Here is a 21,154-nt window from a genome sequence, read left to right as displayed (position 1 = left end):
GCCCGCCGACGAGACTTTCCCGGAATTCCAGGCATCGTCATTGCGAGCGCAGCGAAGCAATCCAGGGGCCGCTCGCACCGGCCCCTGGATTGCTTCGTCGGCTTCGCCTCCCCGCAATGACGAGGGATGGGCGTTGTGGCCCATCCCGCTCCCGCCGAGAGCCCGCGGCGTCATGACCGAGCTGCCGGAGGAGCTGGAGACCGAGCGGCTGCGGCTGCGCCGGCACCGGCCCTCCGATGCCGGGGAGATCACGCATCTGCTCGACGACTGGGAGGTGGTGCGCTGGCTGTCGGACGTGCCCTTCCCCTACCGCTTCGCCGATGCCGAGGACTGGATCCGGACGGCGGAGAAGCGCTGGATCGCGGGGCGCGAGTACCAGTTCGTGGCGACGCTGGCCGACAGCGGCGCCGTGATCGGCCATATGGGGCTGGCGATCGCGACCAACGGCCGGGTCGGCAGCTTCGGCTACTGGTTCGGCCGGCGCTACTGGGGCCAGGGCTATGCGACGGAGGCGGCGCAGGCGGTGATCGCCTTCGGCTTCCTCGACCTGCGGCTGGAGCGGATCCAGGCGGCCTACCACCCCGACAACGGCCCGTCCGGCCATGTCCTGGTCAAGGCCGGGCTGATGACCGACGGGATCAAGACCATCGAGTTCAAGGCGCTGGGGCAGGCGGTGCCCTGCCCGCTCTTCGCCCTCAGCCGCCAGGACTATCTGAAGATCTATGCCGCCTGACGCCCCCGCCCCTGCCGTTCCCGCTCCCGCGCTGCCATCCCTGCCGATGGTGCTGGTGGTGGCCGTCGCCCTGGTCGACGCCGACGGCCGCGTGCTGATCGCGCAGCGGCCCGAAGGCAAGTCGATGGCCGGGCTGTGGGAGTTCCCGGGCGGCAAGGTCGACCCGGGCGAGACGCCGGAGGCGGCGCTGATCCGCGAGCTGCGCGAGGAGCTGGCGATCGACACGGAGGAGAGCTGCCTGGCCCCCTTCACCTTCGCCAGCCACCGCTACGAGCGCTTCCACCTCTTGATGCCGCTCTATCTCTGCCGCCGCTGGCAGGGCACGCCGCAGCCGCGCGAGGGCCAGACCCTGGCCTGGGTGGCGCCGAACCGGCTGCGGGACTACCCGATGCCGCCGGCCGACAAGCCGCTGGTGGCGATGCTCAGGGATGTGGTGTGACGTGCACAGTCATCCGTGACGGCGATTTGTAATGGGGAAACGTTGTTCGACTCGGGCATTCAGGGTTTTAGGCAGAGCCGCATACTTCCGAGAACATGCCACCTATCCTCTCTCCCACTTGACACTTCACAACCATAGAGGCGTACTCTGCTTCTTTGAGCCTGCTCTCTATACTCGGACTGGTGCCTACCCAACCAATTTACTGTGAGGAAGAGAGTGAGGTCACTGCGCTCTATAATAATTGTGAGAGATAAAGCATGACTAGCATTTTAGAGGCAGCACTAGTTGGCGGGTTTCAGGCATCACTGCAGCGGCTAACCGAAGGTATTTCTACAAGGATCGGAGAAACTATATCGAGCTCTATTGCGAGTCTAACGGCAAATTTTGAGTCTCATCTAAGCGAAAATTTCGACCGATGCCAACAGATAAAGACCATAATCAGTCGTGAAAAACCTAACAACATACTATCAATATACACAAACCTGAAATTTAAATGTCACAAGGTAGAAATAGGAGACTTGGCATTTATAGGTTCTATTGAATCTAGATCAAGAACTATCATAACGGGAACGGGGGGTGGTGGGAAAACCGTTTTTATGAAGTATTTATGGTTGAGTTTGTTCACAGACCCTAAAGGAAGAATACCAATTTATATAGAATTGCGCCGTATGAATGATCTTCATTCTGAAAACCTGCTTTCCTATGTTTTTAAATCTACGACGGGTAGTGGGTCAAAGATAACAGAAGATCGATTTATTAAGGAAATGAGAAGAGGAACATTTATTTTTATATTAGATGGATTTGATGAAATCAATATAGATAAGAGGTCTAGTATAGAAAGACAGATATTGGATATTTCTGCTCAGTATAAAGATATAATAATAGTGGTGTCCGGCCGACCTGAGGATAGATTTGAAGCGTGGCAGCAATTTTCCGTTTATACGATCCTTCCTTTTACAAAATCACAGACTCTTGCGCTTATCAGTAAAATACACTATGAACCTGTGATAAAGAAAAAATTCTATAATAAGGTAAAACGAGAATTGTATGATAAGCATCAAAGTTTTCTGTCGAACCCTCTTTTAACTACAATTATGCTATTGACGTTTGATCAGTACGCAGAGATTCCAGATAAAATACATCTATTCTACGGGCAGGCATTTGAAACCTTATTTCTTAAGCACGACGCAGCAAAAGAGGGTTTTCAGAGACAGAGGTTTACAGATCTAACTTTAGATTTATTCAGAAAGTGCTTTGCATACTTTTGCCTTTTCACGTATCATGCTGAAATGTTCGAATTTAGTGAAAGTGAGTTGGCCGAATACATAGCCAAAGCGTCAAAGGCTACCTCTATAAAGCTAAGAACTGATGAGTATCGCAAGGATTTAATAGAATCTATATGCGTTATGCAAAAAAATGGGCTAGATATACAGTTTACTCATCGCAGCTTTCAAGAATATTTTACTGCAGTATGTCTTTCTGACTATTTAAGTGATACCCACTGTGGAGCCGTACTGAATCATGTCTATAATAGACTGTCTGATAATACGGTAAGAATGCTTTTTGAGATGAATAAAGACAAAGTCGAGCGGACATTTATAATACCAAATCTGGAAAACTTGATAATCAGGCTTAGGAATTTTGGCGCTTTAGAGGATAAAGAAAAATGCCTTAGATTTTTCAAGTATGCTTTCATGTATCGCTTGAAAGACAAATATGAAGGTTTTATGATAAGAGCCGGTGGGCCGGATCATGCGTTCCTTATGCTTCTGTCTGATATGTATTTCCCCAGAAGAGGATCAATAGAATACTTAAATTGGTCCGAGGCGGACAAGAAGGTAATACAAAAGATAAAGGAGGAGGTCCCGGAATTATCGCAAGGCAAAAAATACAAGCAAATTAGGATAAACTGCTTTGATGAAGAGAATGGGATTACTTTGAATCCTGAATCATTCTATGGCAAACCAGAATGGGTTGCCGAATGTGGATTCTCTCTGTGGATTAGCAATATAGTAAAAAAACTGGAGGGCCTCCTGGTTGAAATAAACAAACGGCGAGCGTCTGCTTCTAGGAGTTTAGACAAGCTTTTGGGGATCACATAAGTCACTTAATGACGTAGGCGCAGTCCGTAAATCAGAGAATTTCCCGTACGCAAGCACGTTGACCGGCTCCCCTCCCCTGCTTGGCAGGGTTGCAAGCTGGGCTCGGTTCCACAGGTCCACGGGCTCATAAATAAGGAATTACGGTGAATACGGTGACAGTGCACCTTCACCGGGCTTCAGCCCGCGTCTGACAGAGGTGATCACCCGGCCGCGTTCGAGTGGGAGACGCCGGATGGCCACACCCCTTTGGGCTCGTCGTGAAGGGCTGAGAGCCGGCATGGACGATGACAGTCCGTCCTCAAACGGATCTGGCCAACCGCGGATCGTAGAGCCACCGCCGCACCTTCGTGGCGCTGATCCTCGCGCTGTCGGGGTGCAGCGGATTGACCAGCACGTTGCACTCCTCCGGCACGATCACAGACGGGACGATGAGCAGGGCGGACGAGCCCGACCGGACCCAGGCCGTGCCGAAGGTGATGCTCGCCCGTCCCGCCGGCTCGGCATCCCAGCCGACCGGCAGGCTGGCGGCGGTCTCCTGCCGCGCGGCGGCCCAGACCGTGTCGGGGATGTCGATCCGGACGAGATAGCGGTTGAGCGGCAGCCCGCCGGCGCCGAGATGGACCACCGTCTCCAGGCAGGCCAGCGCCCGGGTCTGGGACGTGTAGACGACCGGCACACCGGGGCTGTTCCAGCGGCCGCCGGTCGCCTTGGCGCCCGCGCCGGTGAGATCGTCCGCCTCGTAGGACGGGGTGTCGGTGGCGATGCGCCAGACCGGCCGGCTCACGCGTAGGCGCCGCTCTGCAGCTGCGCCAGCACCGTGGACACCAGGGCCTGCCCCTCCATCGTGTCCATCAGGTTGATCGGGCGGGCGCCGCCGAGGGCCGGCAAGGGGTCGTTGAGCCAGCGGGCCATCCAGGCGGTCGCGTCGAACCCCGCCGGATCGCCCGATTCCTGGACCATCGCCTCGATCTGGCCCACCAGCCTGGCCATGCCGATGACACGCTCGCTGTCCTCCGGCGACAGCGTCTGGTCCTGCTTCGCCTTCTTGTTGACCGTGGCGGGAGAGAGATTGAGCGCCCGCAGCCCGGCGCCCTGCCCGATCGCCAGGTCGGCCAGGATCCGCTTCGCTTCGACAGCGCGGACGCCATGCTTGATCATGTCGATCCGCTCGAGCGGCGAGGCGTGGAAGACCGCCAGATAGGAGAGGCCCGCCCTCCGGCGTCGCACGGAACCGGGGGAGTCAGGCTTGGTCGAACGGCTGATCCGAGGCATGCGTCGGCTCCTTTGAGCAATCAATATGCTCTTTGGAGCTGAACTTTCCAAGCCTGGTGCAGGGCATCGCGACCGGCCGATCCGCTCCGCCATCTCCATTCGTGCACTGTCGCCGAATTCCGCTAGGAATCCGCACGGCGCCTTTTCATCTCTCTCCACTTCGCCTGGCGCTGTCCGAATGTCCTCAAAAAATCGATGCTATCGAAGACGAAGCCATCCTCCTCGGGGAATTCTTCCCGGATCCGTGGGATTTCCTCTCCCGCCCGGATGCGGCGAATGATGTTCAGCCCACGGATTCCGCGCTTCAGTTCGGATTCATTCCAATAATCGCGGTCGAGCGGATTGGAGAATGTCGATTCCCGTCTGCCGGCTCCCGTCTCAACCAATCGGGAAAAATGTTCGAACTGCTCGGCCGATGTCCGGATCCCCCATCTTATCACGGTAAGCCTTACGTGGAGATCCAGATCCAATAGACATTTTGCAAACGCCTTCCCAATGTCATCGTCATAGTAGTTTGACATGTATAGGACGAAGGCGCGGCGGCAGTCGGAAATTGGGTCATCCAAAAGCCGCCTCACCGGAGCTTTCAGATCTTCGACTCTCTCGCCGAGTTCACCCAGATAGTATGCTCCGAGGAGCCGATCGTAAGTATTTTCGGAACTCAACAGGCCGATCAGGGGTCCCAGATCTTTTCCGCGCCGCCATCTCTTGAAAAGAAGTTGCTCCGACTCGTATACGAAGTCGGCGTCGTCCTTTCCGAGAATCTGGATCTGCTTTACGAGTTCATCCGTTGGGAATGCAGATGGGTCATGTTTCATGTCTCATGATTTCGCCTGTCCGGCGTGTAGTGGACATCGATGACTATCCGGCCCCTATATCATGATCGCAGCCGCGGCGACAGCCCTGGATGGCCACACCTCCCAATGGGGATAAGGGGCTGGGCTCGCCATGACGGGCCGGGACCTGGAAACTGCAGGGGCGATTCTGCTCCGAACCGAGGACCACCCATGCTGATCAACGCCGCCCTGATCGGGCTCGGCAGCGTCAACCGGAACCTGCTGGCGATCCTGGCCGACAAGGCGGAGGTGCTGCGGCGCGACCACGGCATCGGCTTCCGCATCGTCCTGGTCGCCGACAGCCGGGGCGTCGCGGTGGATCCCGACGGCTTCGATCCCGCCAAGCTCGTCGCCCACAAGGCGGCCGGGGGCTCGACTGCGGACCTGTCCGGCTCTCGCGGCGCCGTTCCGGTGGAGAGCCTGCTGGACGGAATCGACCTGGTGTTCGAGGCGTCGCCGGTCGACCTGCGCACCGGTGGGCCGGGGCTGGCGCTGGCACGGGCGGCGCTGGGGCGGGGCATCTCCGTCGTGCTGGCCAACAAGGGCCCGGTGGTGCTGGCCTTTCGCGAGCTGCACGAGACCGCCGCGCGCAGCGGGGCGCGGCTGAAATACAGCGCCACGGTCTGCGGCGGGCTGCCCGTGCTCAACATCAGGCGGCGCGACATGATCGCGGGCGAGATCCTGCGGCTGCGCGGCGTGTTCAACGCCACCACCAACTTCATCCTCGACCAGATGGCCACCGGCGTGTCCTATGGCGACGCGCTGGCCGAGGCCCAGCGCCGCGGCATCGCCGAGGCCGACCCGTCGCTCGACGTCGACGGCTGGGACACCGCCAACAAGCTGCTGATCATCGCCAACAGCCTGCTCGGCGCCGGCATCTCGCTCGCCGATATCGAGGTGACGGGCATCGCCGGCGTGACGGCGGAGCGGATCGCGGCCGAGGCGGCGCGCGGCAACGTCATCCGGCTGGTCGCGAGCGCCGAGGCCGGGCGCTACGCCGTGGCGCCGGCCGCCCTGCCCGCCGCCGACTTCCTGGCCCAGTGCCGCGGCTGGGAGATGGCGGTCGAGATGCACACCGACATCTACGGCATCACCTATCACAAGCTGTGGGAGCGCGAGCCCACGCCCACCGCGGCCTCGATGCTGCGCGACGCGGTGCACATCTTCGCGGCGCCGGGGATGGTCTGAGCGTCCGCCGGCGATTGCAGGGTTGATGGCAGTGCAACTGGGGCTGGGCGAGCGGCCGATTCGCGCATTGCCGTCGTATACAGAATGAGCACGGCCTACAGCACGATGTCGAATCGCCCAAACCGCCCATCGGCCGTCTCGCCGATGCGCAGCAGCAGGCGCTCATCGAACAGGCGATCGCGGGCATTCCGCGGCTCGCCGGGAAAATAAAGCTGGGTGGTGAGGATCGGCCCCGACGGCTTCTGGGCCTTCAGGTGATAGTGCCGGGTCCGGCCGGGGTAGAGCGCCGGGACAATCGTGGTGAACCACCACCGGCCGCTCCGGTCGGTGAATTGATGGCCGCGGAGGCGATAGCCCGCCGTGTCGTACCGGCCCATGTCGTCGGCGTGCCAGATCTGCACGATCGCCCCCGGAAGCGGGCGGCAGCGGGTGTCCAGCACGAAGCCGGCGACGATGATTCTGTCCCCGTTCGGCGCGTCGGCGGCGAGGTCCCGCCGCAGCGGCGCATCCGGCTTGAAAAAGGGGCCTTCCGTCTGGGCCGGGGTCGGATGATCGCCGTCGTCGCAGGCCGGCGTGGGCGCCAGCTCCGCCGGCTGGGCTGCGGCGAGGCCGAGCCCGGCTGCCTGCAGGGCCGGCACGGCGAGACATGCGGTGATAACGGTGCGCCGCGTCGGCGGCTCGGCTCGCGTGACCACTGTCGAATCCTCCTGTGCCTTCAAGGCTGACCAGTCGACGCCCGCACATCATCGCGCTGTCGGACCAAACGGCAAGCCAGAGGGGCAGCGCGCAAGCTGCCCCTCCTTGCCGGCAGGCGGCCGCCTTTGATCTTGTTCGACCTCGGCGCTGCGGGGACGGGCTCAATCCGGTCGGTGTCGGTGCAGCCTGGATGGCCACGCCCCTTCGGAGCTCGCCATGACGGTGTCGGGAGCCAGGTCGCGCTTTGTGTTCTCTTTTTGTTCTTGACGTGATGCCGCATCGCACGGCATAATCCAGGCACAGTCGAAGAGTTGCGCCCGCCCGGCCCTGCCGCGGCGGGCTTTTTCATGCGAGGGCGGGATGGAGCTGAAGCAGCTGAAGAAGAGCCATTGGCATTTCATCGCGTGTTTTCTCGGCCACGGCGTCGCGTCCCAGGCGGCCTTGGGGGCCGGCTACTCGAAGAAGAACCCCAGGACCATCGGCTGCAACCTGCTGCACAGGCCGGAGATCCTGGCCGGCTGCCTCATGCAGGCGATCGCGATGCGCGCCGAAGGGCAGGAGCCGGACGGGCGGGCGGTGCGCCAGCTGTACGAGATCGTCCCGGACCGCCTCGGGAAGGGCCTGAACGAGCATGATTTCGCCGGCCTGCCGCCGGTCGAGGAGGCGTTCCGGCAGTTCTGCCTCGCCCTGGGGCTGGACCAACACAGGATGATGCCGCTGCCCATGCCGGCCCTGCCGAGGCCGGCACCGGATGGGACCGGGACGATGCCGGACGGGGCGGAGGCCGCGGCCGCTCCAGCGGCGGCAGCCAGGCCGGCGCCGCGGGCGCCGCTGGCCCCGCCGCCGCTCAGGCTGCCGCGCAAGTTCAAGCGCCTGGCGAAGCCGTCGCGCTACAAGGCGCTGCATGGCGGGCGCGGCTCGGGCAAGTCGCATGTCTTCGCCGAGCTGCTGGTGCGGCGCTGCTTCGAGACGCCGACCCGGGCGGTGTGCATCCGCGAGGTGCAGCGGTCGCTGGACCAGTCGGTCAAGCGGCTGCTGGAGGACAAGATCCAGGCGCTCGGCCTCGGCGCCGCCTTCACCGTCCAGGCCGACCGGATCCTGGGCCCGGGGGAGGGGCGGATCATCTTCCAGGGCATGCAGACCCACACGGCGGAGTCGATCAAGTCGCTGGAGGGCTACGACATCGCCTGGGTCGAGGAGGCCCAGTCGCTGTCGAAGCGGAGCCTGGAGCTGCTGCGCCCGACCATCCGCAGGCCGGACTCCGAGCTGTGGTTCTCCTGGAACCCGACCCGGCCGGACGACCCGGTCGACCAGCTGTTCCGCGGCGGCCCGGCGCCGCCGCGCACCACACTGATCGAGGCCAACTGGACCGCGAACCCGCATTTCCCGAAGGTGCTGAAGGCCGAGATGGAATGGGACCGCGAGCGCGACCCGGACAAGTACCAGCATGTCTGGCTGGGCGGCTATCAGCGCAGCAGCGAGGCGCGGGTGTTCACGAACTGGCGGGTGGAGGCGTTCGAGGCCCCGGCCGGAGCCCGCTTCCTGTTCGGCGCCGACTGGGGCTTCGCCCGCGACCCGACGGTGCTGGTGCGCTGCTTCCTCGCCGGCCGGACGCTGCATGTCGACCACGAGGCCTACCGGGTCGGCTGCGAGATCGACCGCACGCCGGCCCTGTTCGACACGGTGCCGGAGGCGCGGCGCTGGCCGATCGTGGCCGACGGCGCCCGGCCGGAGACGATCAGCTACATGCAGCACCACGGCTTCCCGAAGCTGCGGGCGGCGGCGAAGGGGGCGGGGTCGGTCAAGGAGGGCGTCGAGTTCCTGAAGAGCTGCGACATCCTGGTGCATCCGCGCTGCCGGCACCTGATCGACGAGCTGGCGCTGTACAGCTGGCGCACCGACCCGCGCACCGGCGACATCCTGCCCGAGCTGGAGGACCGCGAGAACCATGCCATCGACGCCCTGCGCTACGCGCTCGAAGGGCAGAGGAGCGGCAGCACCTACGACACCAGCATGCGCTGGGTGGGGCCGGGGCTGGGGTGATCGGGTGGAGGTACGGGTTGCGGCCCGATTCCCGCGCCGGGCATGAGAGACGGTTTCCGCCAAGCCGGGGATCGCCCGGGCCGGTCTTCGCGTTGATCCATGTTGCTGGCATCGCCGTGACCTCCGGTCGCCGGACGATGCGAGCGGGTGACAGGGTCCCCCGTCCTTTGCGCATCGGCGGGCGGGCCGCGCCACTCCTCAACGTCTTTGTCTGTGCCTTGATCGCCGATGCCGCCAGCTTCGTCCAGCCGATCCCAGGATCCAGCCGGCCCTGCAGAGTCCGGGGGACCGGGCATCGCCGCCCATGGCCTGGCCGGTTCGGGCCGCCCGGCTGACGGCGCGTCTTCCGCAACCGGCCGGCATGCCGCCGCCTCGGTGAGCGGCGACCGGACATCCGCCGCGCCTGCGGCGTCCCGGGCCCGCTTCGATCCGGGCTCGCTGGACGCCGTCAACTTCCTGCTGGCCGATGCGCGCGGCGCCGTCGGCCCGTATCTGAACGTCTATCTCGTCACCGAGCGGGGCTGGAGCCTGTCGGCCCTCGGCGTCGTCACCCTGGTCAGCGGGGTCGCGGCCCTGGCGCTGCAGACCCCGATCGGCGCGGCGATCGACCGCACGCGCTTCAAGCGCGGTGCGATCGTGCTGGCCCTGGCGGTCATGGCGGTGGGCGCGGTCGCCATCTTCCTGCGCACGGATTTCTGGTGGATCCTGGTCGCGTCCGTGATGATCGCGGTGGTCGGCGACATCTTCTACCCCGCCGTCGCGGCCCTGACCCTCGGGCTGATCGGGCGTCGCCGGCTGGCGCAGCGGACGGGGCGCAACGCGGCGTTCGACCATGCCGGCAACGTGGTGATCGCCGTGATGGCCGCCGCCGTCGGCTGGTGGTTCTCGCAACGCGCGGTGTTCCTGCTGGTGCCGGTCTTCGCCCTGCTGGCGGCCGCGGCGACGCTGTCCATCCCGGCGCAGGCGATCGATCACGATCGCGCCCGCGCCGCCGACGCGGGAGATCGGGCGGGGAGGAGGGCCGCCCGGCCCGGCTGGAAGGTGCTGCTCCGGCGCCGGCCGCTGGTGGTGTTCGGGATCTGCGCCTTCCTGTTCCACTTCGCCAACGCACCGCTGCTGCCGCTGGTCGGGCAGGTGCTCGCCTTCGCCCATCCCGCCTGGGCGACGGCGATGATGTCCGTCTGCATCGTGGCGGCCCAGGCGGTGATGCTGCCGATCTCGATCCTGGTCGGCCACAGGGCGGACCGTTGGGGCCGCAAGCCGCTCTTCCTGATCGGCTTCGCCGGCCTGCCGGTGCGCGCGGTGCTGTTCACCCTCTCGCACGACACCGGCTGGCTGATCGCCGTGCAACTCCTGGACGGGATCGGGTTCGGCATCTATGCCGCCCTGACGCCGCTGGTCGTCGCCGACCTGATGCGCGGCACCGGCCACTACAACATGGCCCTGGGCGCGGTGGCGACGATGACGGGGATCGGCGCCTCGCTCAGCGGCCTCGTCGCCGGGGTGGTGGTCGACGCCTTCGGCTTCGATGCCGCCTTCCTCACCCTGGGCCTGGTCGCCGCGGCCGCCGCCCTGGCCTTCGCGGCGGCGATGCCCGAGACGCGGCGGGATCCGAAGAACGACCCGGCACGGTGCGGCTGATCGGACGCGCCGGCGGCTCCGGCGCCGCTTCCCAACGGTGTCGGATTCCCGTCCGGCCGATCGTCTTCAAGGCAGACAGGCATTGGAGACCGACGATGACGGCCATCATCACCGCCTTTGAACGCTCGCCCGACCGCGGCAAGGGGCTGGCGCGCGACATGCGCGTCCGCTGGGCCCTGGAAGAGGTGGGCCAGCCCTACGACGTCCGCCTGCTGTCGTTCGAGGCGATGAAGGAGCCCGCGCATCTGGCGCTGCATCCGTTCGGGCAGATCCCGACCTATGAGGACGGCGACCTCGCCCTGTTCGAGTCGGGGGCGATCGTGCTCCATATCGCCGAGCGTTACGGGGGCCTGCTGCCGGACGACGCGAATGCCCGGGCGCGCGCGATCGCGTGGATGTTCGCCGCGCTCGACACGGTGGAGCCGCCGATCTTCGACCGCGCCCTCGCCAGGATCCTCGAGCGTGACGAGCCCTGGTACGAGCAGCGCCTGCGCTTCCTCGAGGACAGCATCCGGACACGGCTGGGCCACCTGTCCCGCCGCCTCGGCGATGCCGAGTGGCTGGACGGCGCGTTCAGCGCCGGCGACCTGCTGATGGTGACCGTGCTGCGCCGGCTGCAGGGATCGGACCTGCTGGAAGACCATCCGAACCTCTCCGCCTATGTCGCCCGCGGCGAAGCGCGGCCCGCCTACAAGCGCGCCTTCGCCGCCCAGCTGGCGGTGTTCACCGCCGCATCGGCCGGCTGACCCGCGCCGCTCCGGGCGCGAAGCGCCGGCCGGCCTCGCTTGTCGATCCGACGGACTTGCTGTCATCATCCCCGGCAACGAGAACATGCGATGGGGGGAGACGATGAAGCTTCACGTCCTGGCGCTGGGCCTGCTGACGGCCGGCCTTCTGGCCGCCGGCGGGGCCGGGGCCCAGACCGCGGTCAAGGTCGGGGTGATGAACGACCGGTCCGGCGTCTATGCCGACATCACCGGCGAGGGCTCGGTGGTCGCGGCCCGGATGGCGGCGGAGGATTTTGCCGCGGTCGACAAGACGGTGACGGTCGAGATCGTCTCGGCCGACCACCAGAACAAGCCCGATATCGGCTCGAACATCGCCCGGCAGTGGTACGACCAGGACGGCGTCGACGCCATCCTCGACGTGCCGACCTCCTCGGTCGCGCTGGCGGTCAACCAGATCACCCGCGACAAGAACAGGATCTTCCTCAACTCCGGCGCCGGCACCTCGGACCTGACCGGGGCGCAATGCTCGCCCAACACCGTGCACTGGACCTACGACACCTGGGCCCTGGCGCACGGCACCGCCAGCGCGCTGGTGGGGCAGGGCGACGACACCTGGTTCTTCATCACCGCCGACTACGCCTTCGGCCATGCGCTGGAGCGCGACGCCTCCGCCTTGGTCAAGGCCCAGGGAGGCACCGTCGCCGGCTCGGTCCGCCATCCGTTCCCGGGCCAGGACTTCGCCTCCTTCCTGCTGCAGGCGCAGGCCTCGGGCGCCAAGGTGGTGGCCTTCGCCAATGCCGGCGGCGACACCATCAACGCGATCAAGCAGGCGGCGGAGTTCGGCCTGCAGGCCGGCGGGCAGAAGCTGGCCGGCCTCCTGACCACGATCCGCGACGTCAAGACGCTGGGCCTGCCGGCGGCGCAGGGGCTGCTGTTCACCGAAGGCTTCTACTGGGACATGAACGACGGCACCCGCGCCTTCTCCAAGCGCTTCGCCGAACGCATGGGCGGCAACCCGCCCAGCATGATCCAGGCCGGCGTCTATGCCGCGCTGACCCATTATCTGAAGGCGGTCTCGGCGACCAAGGGCAAGGATCCCGCCGCGGTGATGGCCTGGATGAAGGCCAACCCCAGCGACGACCCGCTGTTCGGCCAGGGCCGGATCCGCGCCGACGGCCGCCACATCCATCCGATGTACCTGTTCCAGGTCAAGGCGCCGGGCGAATCCAAGGGCGACTGGGACCTGTACACCCTGCGCGCCACCATCCCGGCCGACCAGGCCTTCCGGCCCGAGGCCGAGGGCGGCTGCCCGCTGGTGAAGGGCTGAGGGACGACGGCCGGGGCGGAGCGGGCGCGCAGGGGCGGGTGAATCTTGCGCTCGGAGCAATGTTCCGGTTGCCCGGCGGCGAGGCGGGCCGCAATGCTCGGCGGCGTCAACCCGAGGACTCCGTCGATGATCGTCAGCCCTACCGGCCTGGCCGGCCTCGCCCTGATCGCGCTCGGCATGGTCTGCACCCCCGGGCCGAACATGATCTACCTGCTGTCGCGCTCGATCCTGCAGGGCCGGCTGGCCGGGGTGATCTCGCTGGCCGGGGTTGTGCTCGGCTTCCTCTGCTACATGCTGGCGACCGCGCTCGGTCTCACCGCGCTGATGCTGGCCGTGCCGCTGGCCTATGAGGCGGTGAAATGGGCCGGCGCGCTGTACCTCTTGTGGATGGCCTGGAATTCGGTGCGCCCCGGCGCCGGCTCGGCGCTGCAGCCGCGGCGCGACCTCGAGGCCGACCGCCCGGGCAAGCTGTTCGCCATGGGCTTCCTGACCAGCCTGCTGAACCCGAAGATCGCCATCTTCTACGTCTCGCTGCTGCCGCAGTTCATCGACACGGAGCGCGGCCGGGTGCTGCTGCAGAGCCTGGTGCTGGGCGCCACCCAGGTGGCGATCAGCTTCACCGTCAACCTGCTGATCGTGCTGGCGGCCGGCGGCATCGCCGCCTGGTTCGCGGCGCGGCCGACCTGGCTGCAGGTGCAGCGCTGGGTGATGGGCAGCCTGCTGGCCGGCTTCGCGGTGCGGATGGCCTTCGACAAGCGCCCGGTCTGAGCCGGAGGGCGACACCGGCGCCGCCGCCGCTATACTGCCGCCCCGACCGGACAGCCGGATCCAGGAAGAATGACGAGCAATTCCGAGACCAGAGCGGGCCTGACCGCGGGCGTCGCCGTCGCCGCCCTGATGGCGGTCGGCTCGATGACCTCGGTCCAGCTCGGCGCCGCCCTGGCGACGCCGACGCTGGAGAGCTTCGGCCCCATGGGCACGACCTGGCTTCGGCTCGCCTGGGCGGCGCTGCTGCTGGCGCTGATCACCCGGCCGACTCTCTTCTCCTACAGCCGGGTGCAGTGGCGCGGGGCGATCCTGCTGGGCGCGGCGATGGCCGGCATGACGCTGTGCTACTTCCAGGCCGTGATCCGCATCCCGCTGGGCCTGGCCACGGCGATCGATTTCCTCGGGCCGCTCGGCGTCGCCGCCTTCGGCATGCGCCGGGCCTGGCACGCGGTCTGGCCGGTGCTGGCGCTGGCCGGGGTGGTGCTGCTGGTGCATGACGGGTCGGACTGGACGGTCGACCCGGTCGGCGCCCTCTTCGCCCTCGGCGCCGCCTGCGGCTGGGCGGCGTATATCGTGCTGATGAAGCGGGTCGGCCAGGTGTTCGAGGGGCTGCAGGGGCTGACCATGTCCCTGCTCGTCGCCGCGCTGGTGGCCGCGCCCTGGGGGCTGGCGGAGAATGGCGGCCACATCCCGCTGCCGGTGCTGGGCATCACCATCGGCCTCGCCATCCTGGTGCCGCTCCTCCCCTATGCGCTGGAGATGATGGCCCTGCGGCGGATGCCGACCCGGGCCTTCGGCATCCTGATGAGCGCGGAGCCGGCGCTGGGCACGCTGATCGGCTTCGTCGTGCTCGGCCAGGCCCTCAGCCCGGCCCAGCTGGCCGGCATCGCGCTCGTCGTCATCGCCAGCCTCGGCGCGGTGGCGGGGGAGTAGCTATCCGGCCCACGCCGGCTTCAGCATCGGGTACAGGGCGCGGAAGCGCTGGATCTTCCCGGCATAGCGCTCGGCCAGTGCCGCGTCCGGCTCGACCACCTGCGCGGTCTGCGGCCGAGTGCAGACGGCCTCCGGCGCCTCGCCCGTCGCGGCCAGGCGGCCCGGGCGGGCGGCGCCGAAGGCCGGGCCCAGCTCGCCGCCCGCCGGATAGTGCAGCGGCCGGTTCAGCGCTGCCGCCAGGATCCGGCCCCAGAACGGCGACCGGGCGCCGCCGCCGATCACCGACACCTCGCCGATCGCGGTGCCCGCCGCGGTCAGCGCCGCCTGGCCGTCGGCGAAGGCGAAGGCCACGCCCTCCAGCAGGGCGCGGACCAGCTGCGGCCGGCCGGTCGCATGGGTCAGGCCGAGGAACACGCCGGTCGCCGTCGGGTCGTTGTGCGGCGTGCGCTCGCCGGAGAGATAGGGCAGGAACAGGAGGTCGCCGATGTCCGGGTCGGCGGCCTCGGCCTCGGCCAGCAGCTCCGGCTCGGTGCCGCCCAGGAGGCGGGCCAGCCAGGACAGGGCCGAGGCGGCGCTGAGGATCACCGACATGCGGTGCCAGGTGCCCGGCAGGCAGTGGCAGAAGGCATGCACCGCCTGGGCCGGGTTGGGGGCGAAGCCGGCATCGGCGACGAACAGCACGCCGGAGGTGCCGAGCGACAGGAAGGCGTCGCCCGGGCGGATCACCCCGACCCCGGCGGCCCCGGCGGCGTTGTCGCCGGCCCCGCCGGCCACCACCGCATCGGCCGGCACGCCCCAGGCAGCGGCGACCTCGGGCCGCAGCGTGCCGGTGGCCTGGCTGCCCTCGAACAGCTCCGGCATCGCCGACGGCTTCAGGCCCGTGGCCGCCAGCATCGCCTCGGACCAGCGCCGGGCGCCGACATCCAGCCACAGCGTGCCGGCGGCGTCCGACATCTCCGAGGCCGCGGCGCCGGTCATGCGCAGGCGCAGGTAGTCCTTCGGCAGCAGCACCCGGCGGGTGCGGGCGAAGGCGTCGGGCTCATGCGCCGCCACCCACAGCAGCTTCGGCGCGGTGAAGCCGGGCATGGCCAGGTTGCCGGTGATGGCGCGGGACCGCGGCTCGCGCCGCTCCAGCTCGGCGCATTCGGCGCCGGCGCGGCCGTCGTTCCACAGGATCGCCGGGCGGATCGGCCGATTGGATTCGTCCAGCAGCGTGGCGCCGTGCATCTGGCCGGACAGGCCGATGCCGCGCACGCCGGACAGCGCCTGGGCATGCCGGGCCTTGAGCGCGACCATAGCCTGGTCGGCGGCGCGCCACCACTCCTCCGGGTCCTGCTCGCTCCACAGCGGATGGGGGCGGGAGACGGCGAGCGGCACCGCCTCCTGGTCGACCACGCGCTGGTCGCCGTCGACCAGCACCACCTTGACCCCCGAGGTCCCGAGATCGATGCCGAGAAACATGCCCATCCTCCCGATTGCGGCCCCCCAAGCTACGGAACCCACTGGCCGGAGACAATGCGCCGGCTTATCCATGGGCCTATGGATGCGCGCGCCCTCTGGATCCTCAAGCCGGGTCAGGCCCGGATCGGCACCGAGACCCTGCCCGAGCCGGGCCCCGGCGAGGTGCTGGTGCGGGCCCGCTTCGGCGCCCTCAGCCGCGGCACCGAGGCGCTGGTGTTCCAGGGCAAGGTGCCGCGCAGCCAGCACCAGGCAATGCGGGCGCCGTTCCAGGCCGGCGCGTTCCCCGGGCCGCTGAAGTACGGCTACGTCAATGTCGGCACGGTCGAGGCCGGGCCGGAGCCGCTGCTGGGCCGCGACGTGTTCTGCCTTTACCCGCACCAGACCCGCTATGTGGTGCCGGCATCGGCGGTGACGCCGCTGCCCGAGGGGCTGCCGCCGGAGCGGGCGGTGCTGGCCGCGAACATGGAAACGGCGCTGAACGTGGTCTGGGATTCGGCGGCGCGGCCGGGCGACCGGATCGCGGTGGTCGGCGCCGGGGTCGTCGGGTGCCTCGTCGCCCGCCTGGCCGGGCGGATCCCGGGCTGCGCCGTGACCCTGGTCGACACCGATCCCGGCCGACAGACGGTCGCCGCGGCGCTCGGCGTCGGCTTCGCCCTGCCGCAGGACGCGCCGGGCGACCAGGACCTCGTGATCCATGCCAGCGGCAGCCCGAAGGGGGCGGCGACCGCGCTCGGCCTCGCCGGGGTCGAGGCGACGGTGGTGGAGGCCAGCTGGTACGGCGACACGCCGGTGCTGCTGCCGCTGGGCGAGGCCTTCCATTCGAAGCGCCTGACCCTGCGCTCCTCCCAGGTCGGGATGGTGGCGACGGCGCAGCGGCCGCGCTGGGACCATGCCCGGCGCATGAGGAAGGCGCTGGAACTGCTGCTCGACCCGGCGCTGGACGCGCTGGTCAGCGGCGAGTGCGGTTTCGACGACCTGCCCGAGGTGCTGGCCCGGCTGGCGGCCGACCCCGCCGGCGCGCTGTGCCAGCGCATCCGCTACCCAGAGGAATGAACATGTACACGGTTTCGGTCCGCGATCACTTCATGATCGCCCACAGCTTCCGCGGCGCCGTGTTCGGCCCGGCGCAGAAGCTGCACGGCGCCACCTACGTGGTCGACCTGGCTTTCCGTCGGGCGGAGCTGGATGCCGACGGCATCGTCGTCGACATCGGCCTGGCCTCGGACGCGCTGAAGGCGGTGATGGGCGAGCTGAACTACCGCAACCTGGACGACGAGCCGGCCTTCGCCGGGCGCAACACCACGACCGAGGTGCTGGCCCGCACCATCTTCGACCGCATCGCCGCGCGGATCGCGGCGGGCGAGCTGGGGCCCGGCGCGGCGGCGATCGAAAGCCTGGCCGTGACCCTGCACGAATCGCATGTCGCCTGGGCCTCCTATGAGGGCCGGCTGGCGCGATGAGCATCGCCTTCCTGCTGCCGGGCGACCCGGAGTCGCGCACCGGCGGCTATATCTACGACAAGCGCATCATCGAAGGTCTGCGGGGGCTCGGCCGGCGGGTGACGCTGCGCCGGCTGGGGGACGGGTTTCCCTTTCCCAGCGAGGCCGAGGCGGCGGAGGCCGCCGCGGTGCTGCGGGACCTGCCCGACAACACCCTGACAGTGGTGGACGGGCTGGCCTTCAGCGTGCTGCCGCGGCCGATGGCGGCCGAGGCCGCGCGGCTGCGGCTGGTGGCGCTGATTCACCACCCCTTGGCCTTCGAGCAGGGCTTGAGCCCGGCGCAGCACCAGGCGCTGGAGGCCAGCGAGCGGCAGGCGCTGGCGGCGGCGCGGCGGGTGATCGTCACCAGCCCCGGCACCGCCCGCGATCTGTTCGGCTACGGCGTGGAGACAGGGCGGATCGGCGTGGTGCTGCCGGGCACCGACCCGACGCCGCCGGCCCAGGGCTCGGGCGAGGCGGCGCCGGTGCTGCTCTGCGTCGCCACGCTGACGCCGCGCAAGGGCTATCTCGACCTCGTCGCGGCGCTGCAGCGCCTGGCCGGCCTGCCCTGGCGGCTGGTCTGCGCCGGCAGCCTGGAGCGCGACGCCGGCCACGCCCGTGAAGTGCTCGCGGCGGTGGACCGCGCCGGCCTTGCCGGCCGCATCCGCTTCCTCGGCGAGATCGATGAGCCGACGCTGCTGCGGCACTACGACCGGTCCGACCTGTTCGTGCTGCCCTCGCATCACGAGGGCTACGGCATGGCCCTGGCCGAGGCTTCGGCGCGCGGCCTGCCGATCGTCAGCACCACCGGCGGCGCCATCCCGGACACGGTGCCGCCCGACGCCGGCATCCTGGTGCCGCCGGGTGCTGTCGACGCCCTGACCGAAGCGCTGCGCCGCCTCCTGACCGATCCGGGCGCGCGGCTGCGGCTGCGCGAGGCCGGGCTGGCGGCGCGCGCCCGGCTGCCCGGCTGGCCCGCCCAGGCGGCCGCCTTCGCGCATGAGCTGGATCTGGTGGGGTGAGGCAGGCGGCGACTGCCGTTTCGAGACACCGCCCCCTGGATCGCCGGGCTTGACCCGGCGATCCAGGGGGCACCCAGAGCGGCATCGACTGCCCCTGGATCCTCGGGTCAAGCCCGAGGATGACAGTTCGGGTAAGGGCAAGTCGGTCTCTTCAGGGCGACGTCGTCCCCCGCAGGTCGAAGTCGAACAGCACGTCGCCGCCCATGGCATAGGTGCGGCAGGGCGGGCGCAGGGCCTGGTCGAGATGGGCGATCTCCGGCAGTCGCAGCCCGCCCTTGCCGGAGCCGATGATCAACGGCGCCACCGCGACATGCAGCCGGTCCAGCACCCCGGCGGCGAGGAAGCGCGACACCGTGGTGCCGCCGCCCTCGATCAGCACCCGCCGCAGGCCCCGCGCCGCTAGCGCCGCCAGCACCGCGGCCGGCGACAGGTCGTCGAGGCCGATCACCTCGGCCGCGCCGGCCGGACGGTCGGCGCGGCGGGCGGCGCAGAGCAGCAGCGTCGGCGCGGCGCCGTCGGTGAACACGCCATGCCGGTCGTCGAGCCGGCGGTCGGGGTCCAGCACCACCCGCACCGGGCTCGGGCCTTCGACCCGGCGGGTGGTCAGCCGCGGATCGTCATGCGCGACGGTGCCGGCGCCGACCAGCACGGCGTCGGCCAGGGCCCGCAGCCGGTGCAGATGGTCGAGGTTGCAGGGGCCGGTGACGTATTGCGACTGGCCGCAGCCGGTGGCGATGTGGCCGTCGATGCTCTGGCCGAGATGGGCCAGGGCATAGCGGCCCTCGGCCTCGGCGAAGGGGCGCAGCAGCGCGATCCGGTCGCGGGCCTCGGCCTCGGAGGGCAGCGGCGCCTCCGGCCGGCCGGCGCGGCGGTCGAGCAGCCAGATCCAGGCGGTGTCCATCAAGCCTCGGCCCGCGCATAGAGGTCGCCGGAGCGGTCCTCCGGCGAGAGAGTCAACAGCCAGGCCCGCACTTCGTGCCCGCTTCGCCAGTTCGGCCACAGGAAGCGCCCGGTTTCGCCGAGCGAGGCCTGGAACCGATAGCGGCCCAGCGCCTCGATCCGGTCGAGCGCTGCCAGGGTGGCCGGCAGCGCCGCCGGGACGTATTCGACCGACAGGCAGGGCAGGGGACGGGACAGCCCGGCCAGCACCTCGGCCTCGAAGCCCTCGACATCGATCTTGCAGAAGGCGGGGACGCCGAAGCGGCCGATCAGCGCGTCCAAGGTCGTCACCGGCACCTCGACCTTCCGGTCCCAGCGGATCGAGGCGAAGCCGTCGGTCCGCGACACCGTCTCGATCCAGTCCGGCGACAGGCTGGCGACCGTGGGCGTGCGGCTGCTGAGATGCAGCACCGCGGTGCCGGGACCGGCGCCGACCGCGCTCTCGACCAGGGTGATGCCGGGATGGCCGCGGAAGCTGCGGCGGAGCAGCCGGGCGAGATCGGGCTGCGGCTCGACCGCCACCACCCGGGCGCCGAGCCCGGCCCAGCACAGGCTGCGGTTGCCGACATGGGCGCCGATGTCGAAGCACAGGTCGCCGGGACGGATCAGGGCCGAGAAGAAGCGCCGGAAGCGGGCGGAGCGCCCGGGGATGCCGCGATAGATGGCGAGGGAGCGGGCGATGCCGGCGGCGCGGGTGATGGCGTTCATGCCGGCAGGCGCCGCCGCCACAGCCAGGCCACGTCGCGGCCGAAGGACCAGACCAGCAGCGCCAGCGCACCCGCCGCCAGCGTCGTGGCCAGCGCATGCGGCACCGGCGGTGCCAGGCAGGCGATCAGCGCCAGGATCTGGACCACGCACACCGCCTTGCGGGCGAAGCTCTCCGGCACCGGCGCGCGCAGCCAGGGCCAAGGGGCACCGGCCAGGACATAGAGATAGCGCATCGCCCCGATCAGCAGCACCCAGACCCCGACCTTGCCCCACTGCCAGGCCAGCACCGACAGGACCAGGACGAAGAAGGCGTCGGCCTCCATGTCGAATCGGGCGCCGAAGCGGGAGGTCAGGCCGCTGCGCCGTGCCGCCCAGCCGTCGACCCCGTCCAGCGCCAGGGCCAGCGCGGCGAATCCGGCGATCAGCCACAGGCAGTCCTCGTCCGGCGCCGCCGTACCCATCAGCGCGGCCAGGAGGCAGATCAGCACGATGCGCGACAGCGTCACCATGTTGGCCGGGCCGAAGCGGCGATGCGGGGCGTGGGCGGCGAGGCCGGCCAGGATCAGCGTGGCGATGCCGCCATACAGCAGCTCGGCCCGCGCCACGAAGGCGGCGCCGAGCGCGGGATCGACGGCGAGCGGCACCGCCAGGGCGGCGAGCGCCAGCGCCCCCACCGCGAGCGGCCACCGCGCCTGCCGCTGCAACGTGCCGCGAAAATCGGTTTCGTCCCGCATGATCCTTCCGCCGGTCGATGCCATCATCCTACGCGACTCTTCGGCCGGACGGTGACCTCGGTCACAGTCCGGCTGGACAACCGCCCGCCCGGCTTGCTCTATGGGC

21 protein-coding genes are annotated in these 21,154 nt (G+C 68.1%); 13 read left to right on the top strand and 8 right to left on the bottom strand.

Annotation, left to right across the window (positions count from 1 at the left end; genetic code table 11):
• Positions 1-172: 172 nt before the first annotated feature.
• The 3 genes from LG391_RS21795 (at position 173) to LG391_RS21785 (ending at position 3,274) form a co-directional block, all read left to right on the top strand.
• Complete coding sequence (locus tag LG391_RS21795; RefSeq protein WP_225770143.1) at positions 173-733, top strand: GNAT family N-acetyltransferase; 561 nt, start codon at positions 173-175, stop codon at positions 731-733.
• On the top strand, positions 723-1,172 hold the full coding sequence (gene mutT / locus LG391_RS21790) for an 8-oxo-dGTP diphosphatase MutT (protein WP_225770142.1): 450 nt from the start codon (positions 723-725) through the stop codon (positions 1,170-1,172). The genes LG391_RS21795 and mutT overlap by 11 nt, the downstream gene beginning before the upstream one ends.
• A gap of 257 nt (positions 1,173-1,429) precedes the next feature.
• Complete coding sequence (locus LG391_RS21785; RefSeq protein ID WP_225770141.1) at positions 1,430-3,274, top strand: NACHT domain-containing NTPase; 1,845 nt, start codon at positions 1,430-1,432, stop codon at positions 3,272-3,274.
• 298 nt (positions 3,275-3,572) lie between these two features.
• Here LG391_RS21785 and LG391_RS21780 read toward each other — a convergent pair whose 3' ends face one another.
• The 3 genes from LG391_RS21780 to LG391_RS21770 form a co-directional block, all read right to left on the bottom strand.
• On the bottom strand, positions 3,573-4,058 hold the full coding sequence (locus LG391_RS21780; RefSeq protein ID WP_225770140.1) for an RES family NAD+ phosphorylase: 486 nt from the start codon (positions 4,056-4,058) through the stop codon (positions 3,573-3,575).
• Entirely contained in the window at positions 4,055-4,546 is a 492-nt protein-coding gene (locus tag LG391_RS21775; RefSeq protein ID WP_225770139.1) for an antitoxin Xre/MbcA/ParS toxin-binding domain-containing protein, read from the bottom strand. The genes LG391_RS21780 and LG391_RS21775 overlap by 4 nt, the downstream gene beginning before the upstream one ends.
• A 122-nt stretch (positions 4,547-4,668) precedes the next feature.
• Positions 4,669-5,364, bottom strand: coding sequence for a hypothetical protein (locus LG391_RS21770; protein WP_225770138.1), 696 nt, complete (start codon positions 5,362-5,364; stop codon positions 4,669-4,671).
• A gap of 189 nt (positions 5,365-5,553) precedes the next feature.
• Between LG391_RS21770 and LG391_RS21765 the strand changes: the two genes are divergently transcribed.
• Positions 5,554-6,570, top strand: coding sequence for a homoserine dehydrogenase (locus LG391_RS21765; RefSeq protein ID WP_225770137.1), 1,017 nt, complete (start codon positions 5,554-5,556; stop codon positions 6,568-6,570).
• 95 nt (positions 6,571-6,665) lie between these two features.
• On the opposite strand, the gene LG391_RS21760 is transcribed toward LG391_RS21765, so the two are convergent.
• A complete protein-coding gene (locus tag LG391_RS21760; RefSeq protein WP_225770136.1) occupies positions 6,666-7,265 on the bottom strand; it encodes an intradiol ring-cleavage dioxygenase in 600 nt (199 codons plus the stop codon).
• A gap of 361 nt (positions 7,266-7,626) precedes the next feature.
• Here LG391_RS21760 and LG391_RS21755 point away from each other — a divergent pair, with 361 nt between their 5' ends.
• The 6 genes from LG391_RS21755 to LG391_RS21730 all read left to right on the top strand — a co-directional run bounded on the left by LG391_RS21755 (position 7,627) and on the right by LG391_RS21730 (position 14,706).
• On the top strand, positions 7,627-9,309 hold the full coding sequence (locus LG391_RS21755; protein ID WP_225770135.1) for a PBSX family phage terminase large subunit: 1,683 nt from the start codon (positions 7,627-7,629) through the stop codon (positions 9,307-9,309).
• Positions 9,310-9,684: 375 nt separating this feature from the next.
• The gene (locus LG391_RS21750; protein WP_225770134.1) at positions 9,685-10,950 is read left to right on the top strand and encodes an MFS transporter; all 1,266 of its coding nucleotides are present in this window, start codon (positions 9,685-9,687) and stop codon (positions 10,948-10,950) included.
• 95 nt (positions 10,951-11,045) lie between these two features.
• Entirely contained in the window at positions 11,046-11,696 is a 651-nt protein-coding gene (locus tag LG391_RS21745; RefSeq protein ID WP_225770133.1) for a glutathione S-transferase family protein, read from the top strand.
• A gap of 103 nt (positions 11,697-11,799) precedes the next feature.
• Positions 11,800-13,005: an ABC transporter substrate-binding protein gene (locus tag LG391_RS21740; RefSeq protein ID WP_225770132.1), complete on the top strand. Its 1,206-nt coding sequence runs from the start codon at positions 11,800-11,802 to the stop codon at positions 13,003-13,005.
• A gap of 126 nt (positions 13,006-13,131) precedes the next feature.
• Positions 13,132-13,773 carry a LysE family translocator gene (locus tag LG391_RS21735; RefSeq protein ID WP_225770131.1) on the top strand — a complete coding sequence of 214 codons (642 nt, stop codon included), beginning with the start codon at positions 13,132-13,134 and terminating at the stop codon, positions 13,771-13,773.
• A 69-nt stretch (positions 13,774-13,842) separates the two neighbouring features.
• Positions 13,843-14,706, top strand: coding sequence for a DMT family transporter (locus LG391_RS21730; protein ID WP_225770130.1), 864 nt, complete (start codon positions 13,843-13,845; stop codon positions 14,704-14,706).
• Here the strand turns inward: LG391_RS21730 and xylB are convergent, their stop codons facing one another.
• On the bottom strand, positions 14,707-16,167 hold the full coding sequence (gene xylB / locus LG391_RS21725) for a xylulokinase (RefSeq protein WP_225770129.1): 1,461 nt from the start codon (positions 16,165-16,167) through the stop codon (positions 14,707-14,709).
• 78 nt (positions 16,168-16,245) lie between these two features.
• Between xylB and LG391_RS21720 the strand changes: the two genes are divergently transcribed.
• Genes LG391_RS21720 through LG391_RS21710 form a run of 3 tightly spaced genes read left to right on the top strand, consistent with a single transcriptional unit; the run spans position 16,246 to position 18,667 of the window.
• Positions 16,246-17,220, top strand: a complete 975-nt coding sequence (locus tag LG391_RS21720; protein ID WP_225770128.1) for a zinc-binding alcohol dehydrogenase — start codon at positions 16,246-16,248, stop codon at positions 17,218-17,220.
• Between the two features lie 2 nt (positions 17,221-17,222).
• Positions 17,223-17,627, top strand: a complete 405-nt coding sequence (locus tag LG391_RS21715) for a 6-carboxytetrahydropterin synthase (protein ID WP_225770127.1) — start codon at positions 17,223-17,225, stop codon at positions 17,625-17,627.
• Complete coding sequence (locus tag LG391_RS21710; protein WP_225770126.1) at positions 17,624-18,667, top strand: glycosyltransferase family 4 protein; 1,044 nt, start codon at positions 17,624-17,626, stop codon at positions 18,665-18,667. The genes LG391_RS21715 and LG391_RS21710 overlap by 4 nt, the downstream gene beginning before the upstream one ends.
• Before the next feature lie 151 nt (positions 18,668-18,818).
• Here LG391_RS21710 and LG391_RS21705 read toward each other — a convergent pair whose 3' ends face one another.
• The 3 genes from LG391_RS21705 to LG391_RS21695 are packed head-to-tail and all read right to left on the bottom strand — an operon-like array spanning position 18,819 to position 21,048.
• Entirely contained in the window at positions 18,819-19,568 is a 750-nt protein-coding gene (locus LG391_RS21705) for a RibD family protein (RefSeq protein ID WP_225770125.1), read from the bottom strand.
• Positions 19,568-20,314, bottom strand: coding sequence for an FkbM family methyltransferase (locus LG391_RS21700; protein WP_225770124.1), 747 nt, complete (start codon positions 20,312-20,314; stop codon positions 19,568-19,570). The genes LG391_RS21705 and LG391_RS21700 overlap by 1 nt, the downstream gene beginning before the upstream one ends.
• Positions 20,311-21,048, bottom strand: coding sequence for a CDP-alcohol phosphatidyltransferase family protein (locus tag LG391_RS21695; protein WP_225770123.1), 738 nt, complete (start codon positions 21,046-21,048; stop codon positions 20,311-20,313). The genes LG391_RS21700 and LG391_RS21695 overlap by 4 nt, the downstream gene beginning before the upstream one ends.
• Between the last annotated feature and the right edge of the window lie 106 nt (positions 21,049-21,154).

Source organism: Inquilinus sp. Marseille-Q2685 (genome assembly GCF_916619195.1).
GTDB lineage: Bacteria > Pseudomonadota > Alphaproteobacteria > DSM-16000 > Inquilinaceae > Inquilinus.
Note: the sequence above shows the minus strand (reverse complement) of the source record. Positions and strands in the feature narration are given on the sequence as shown.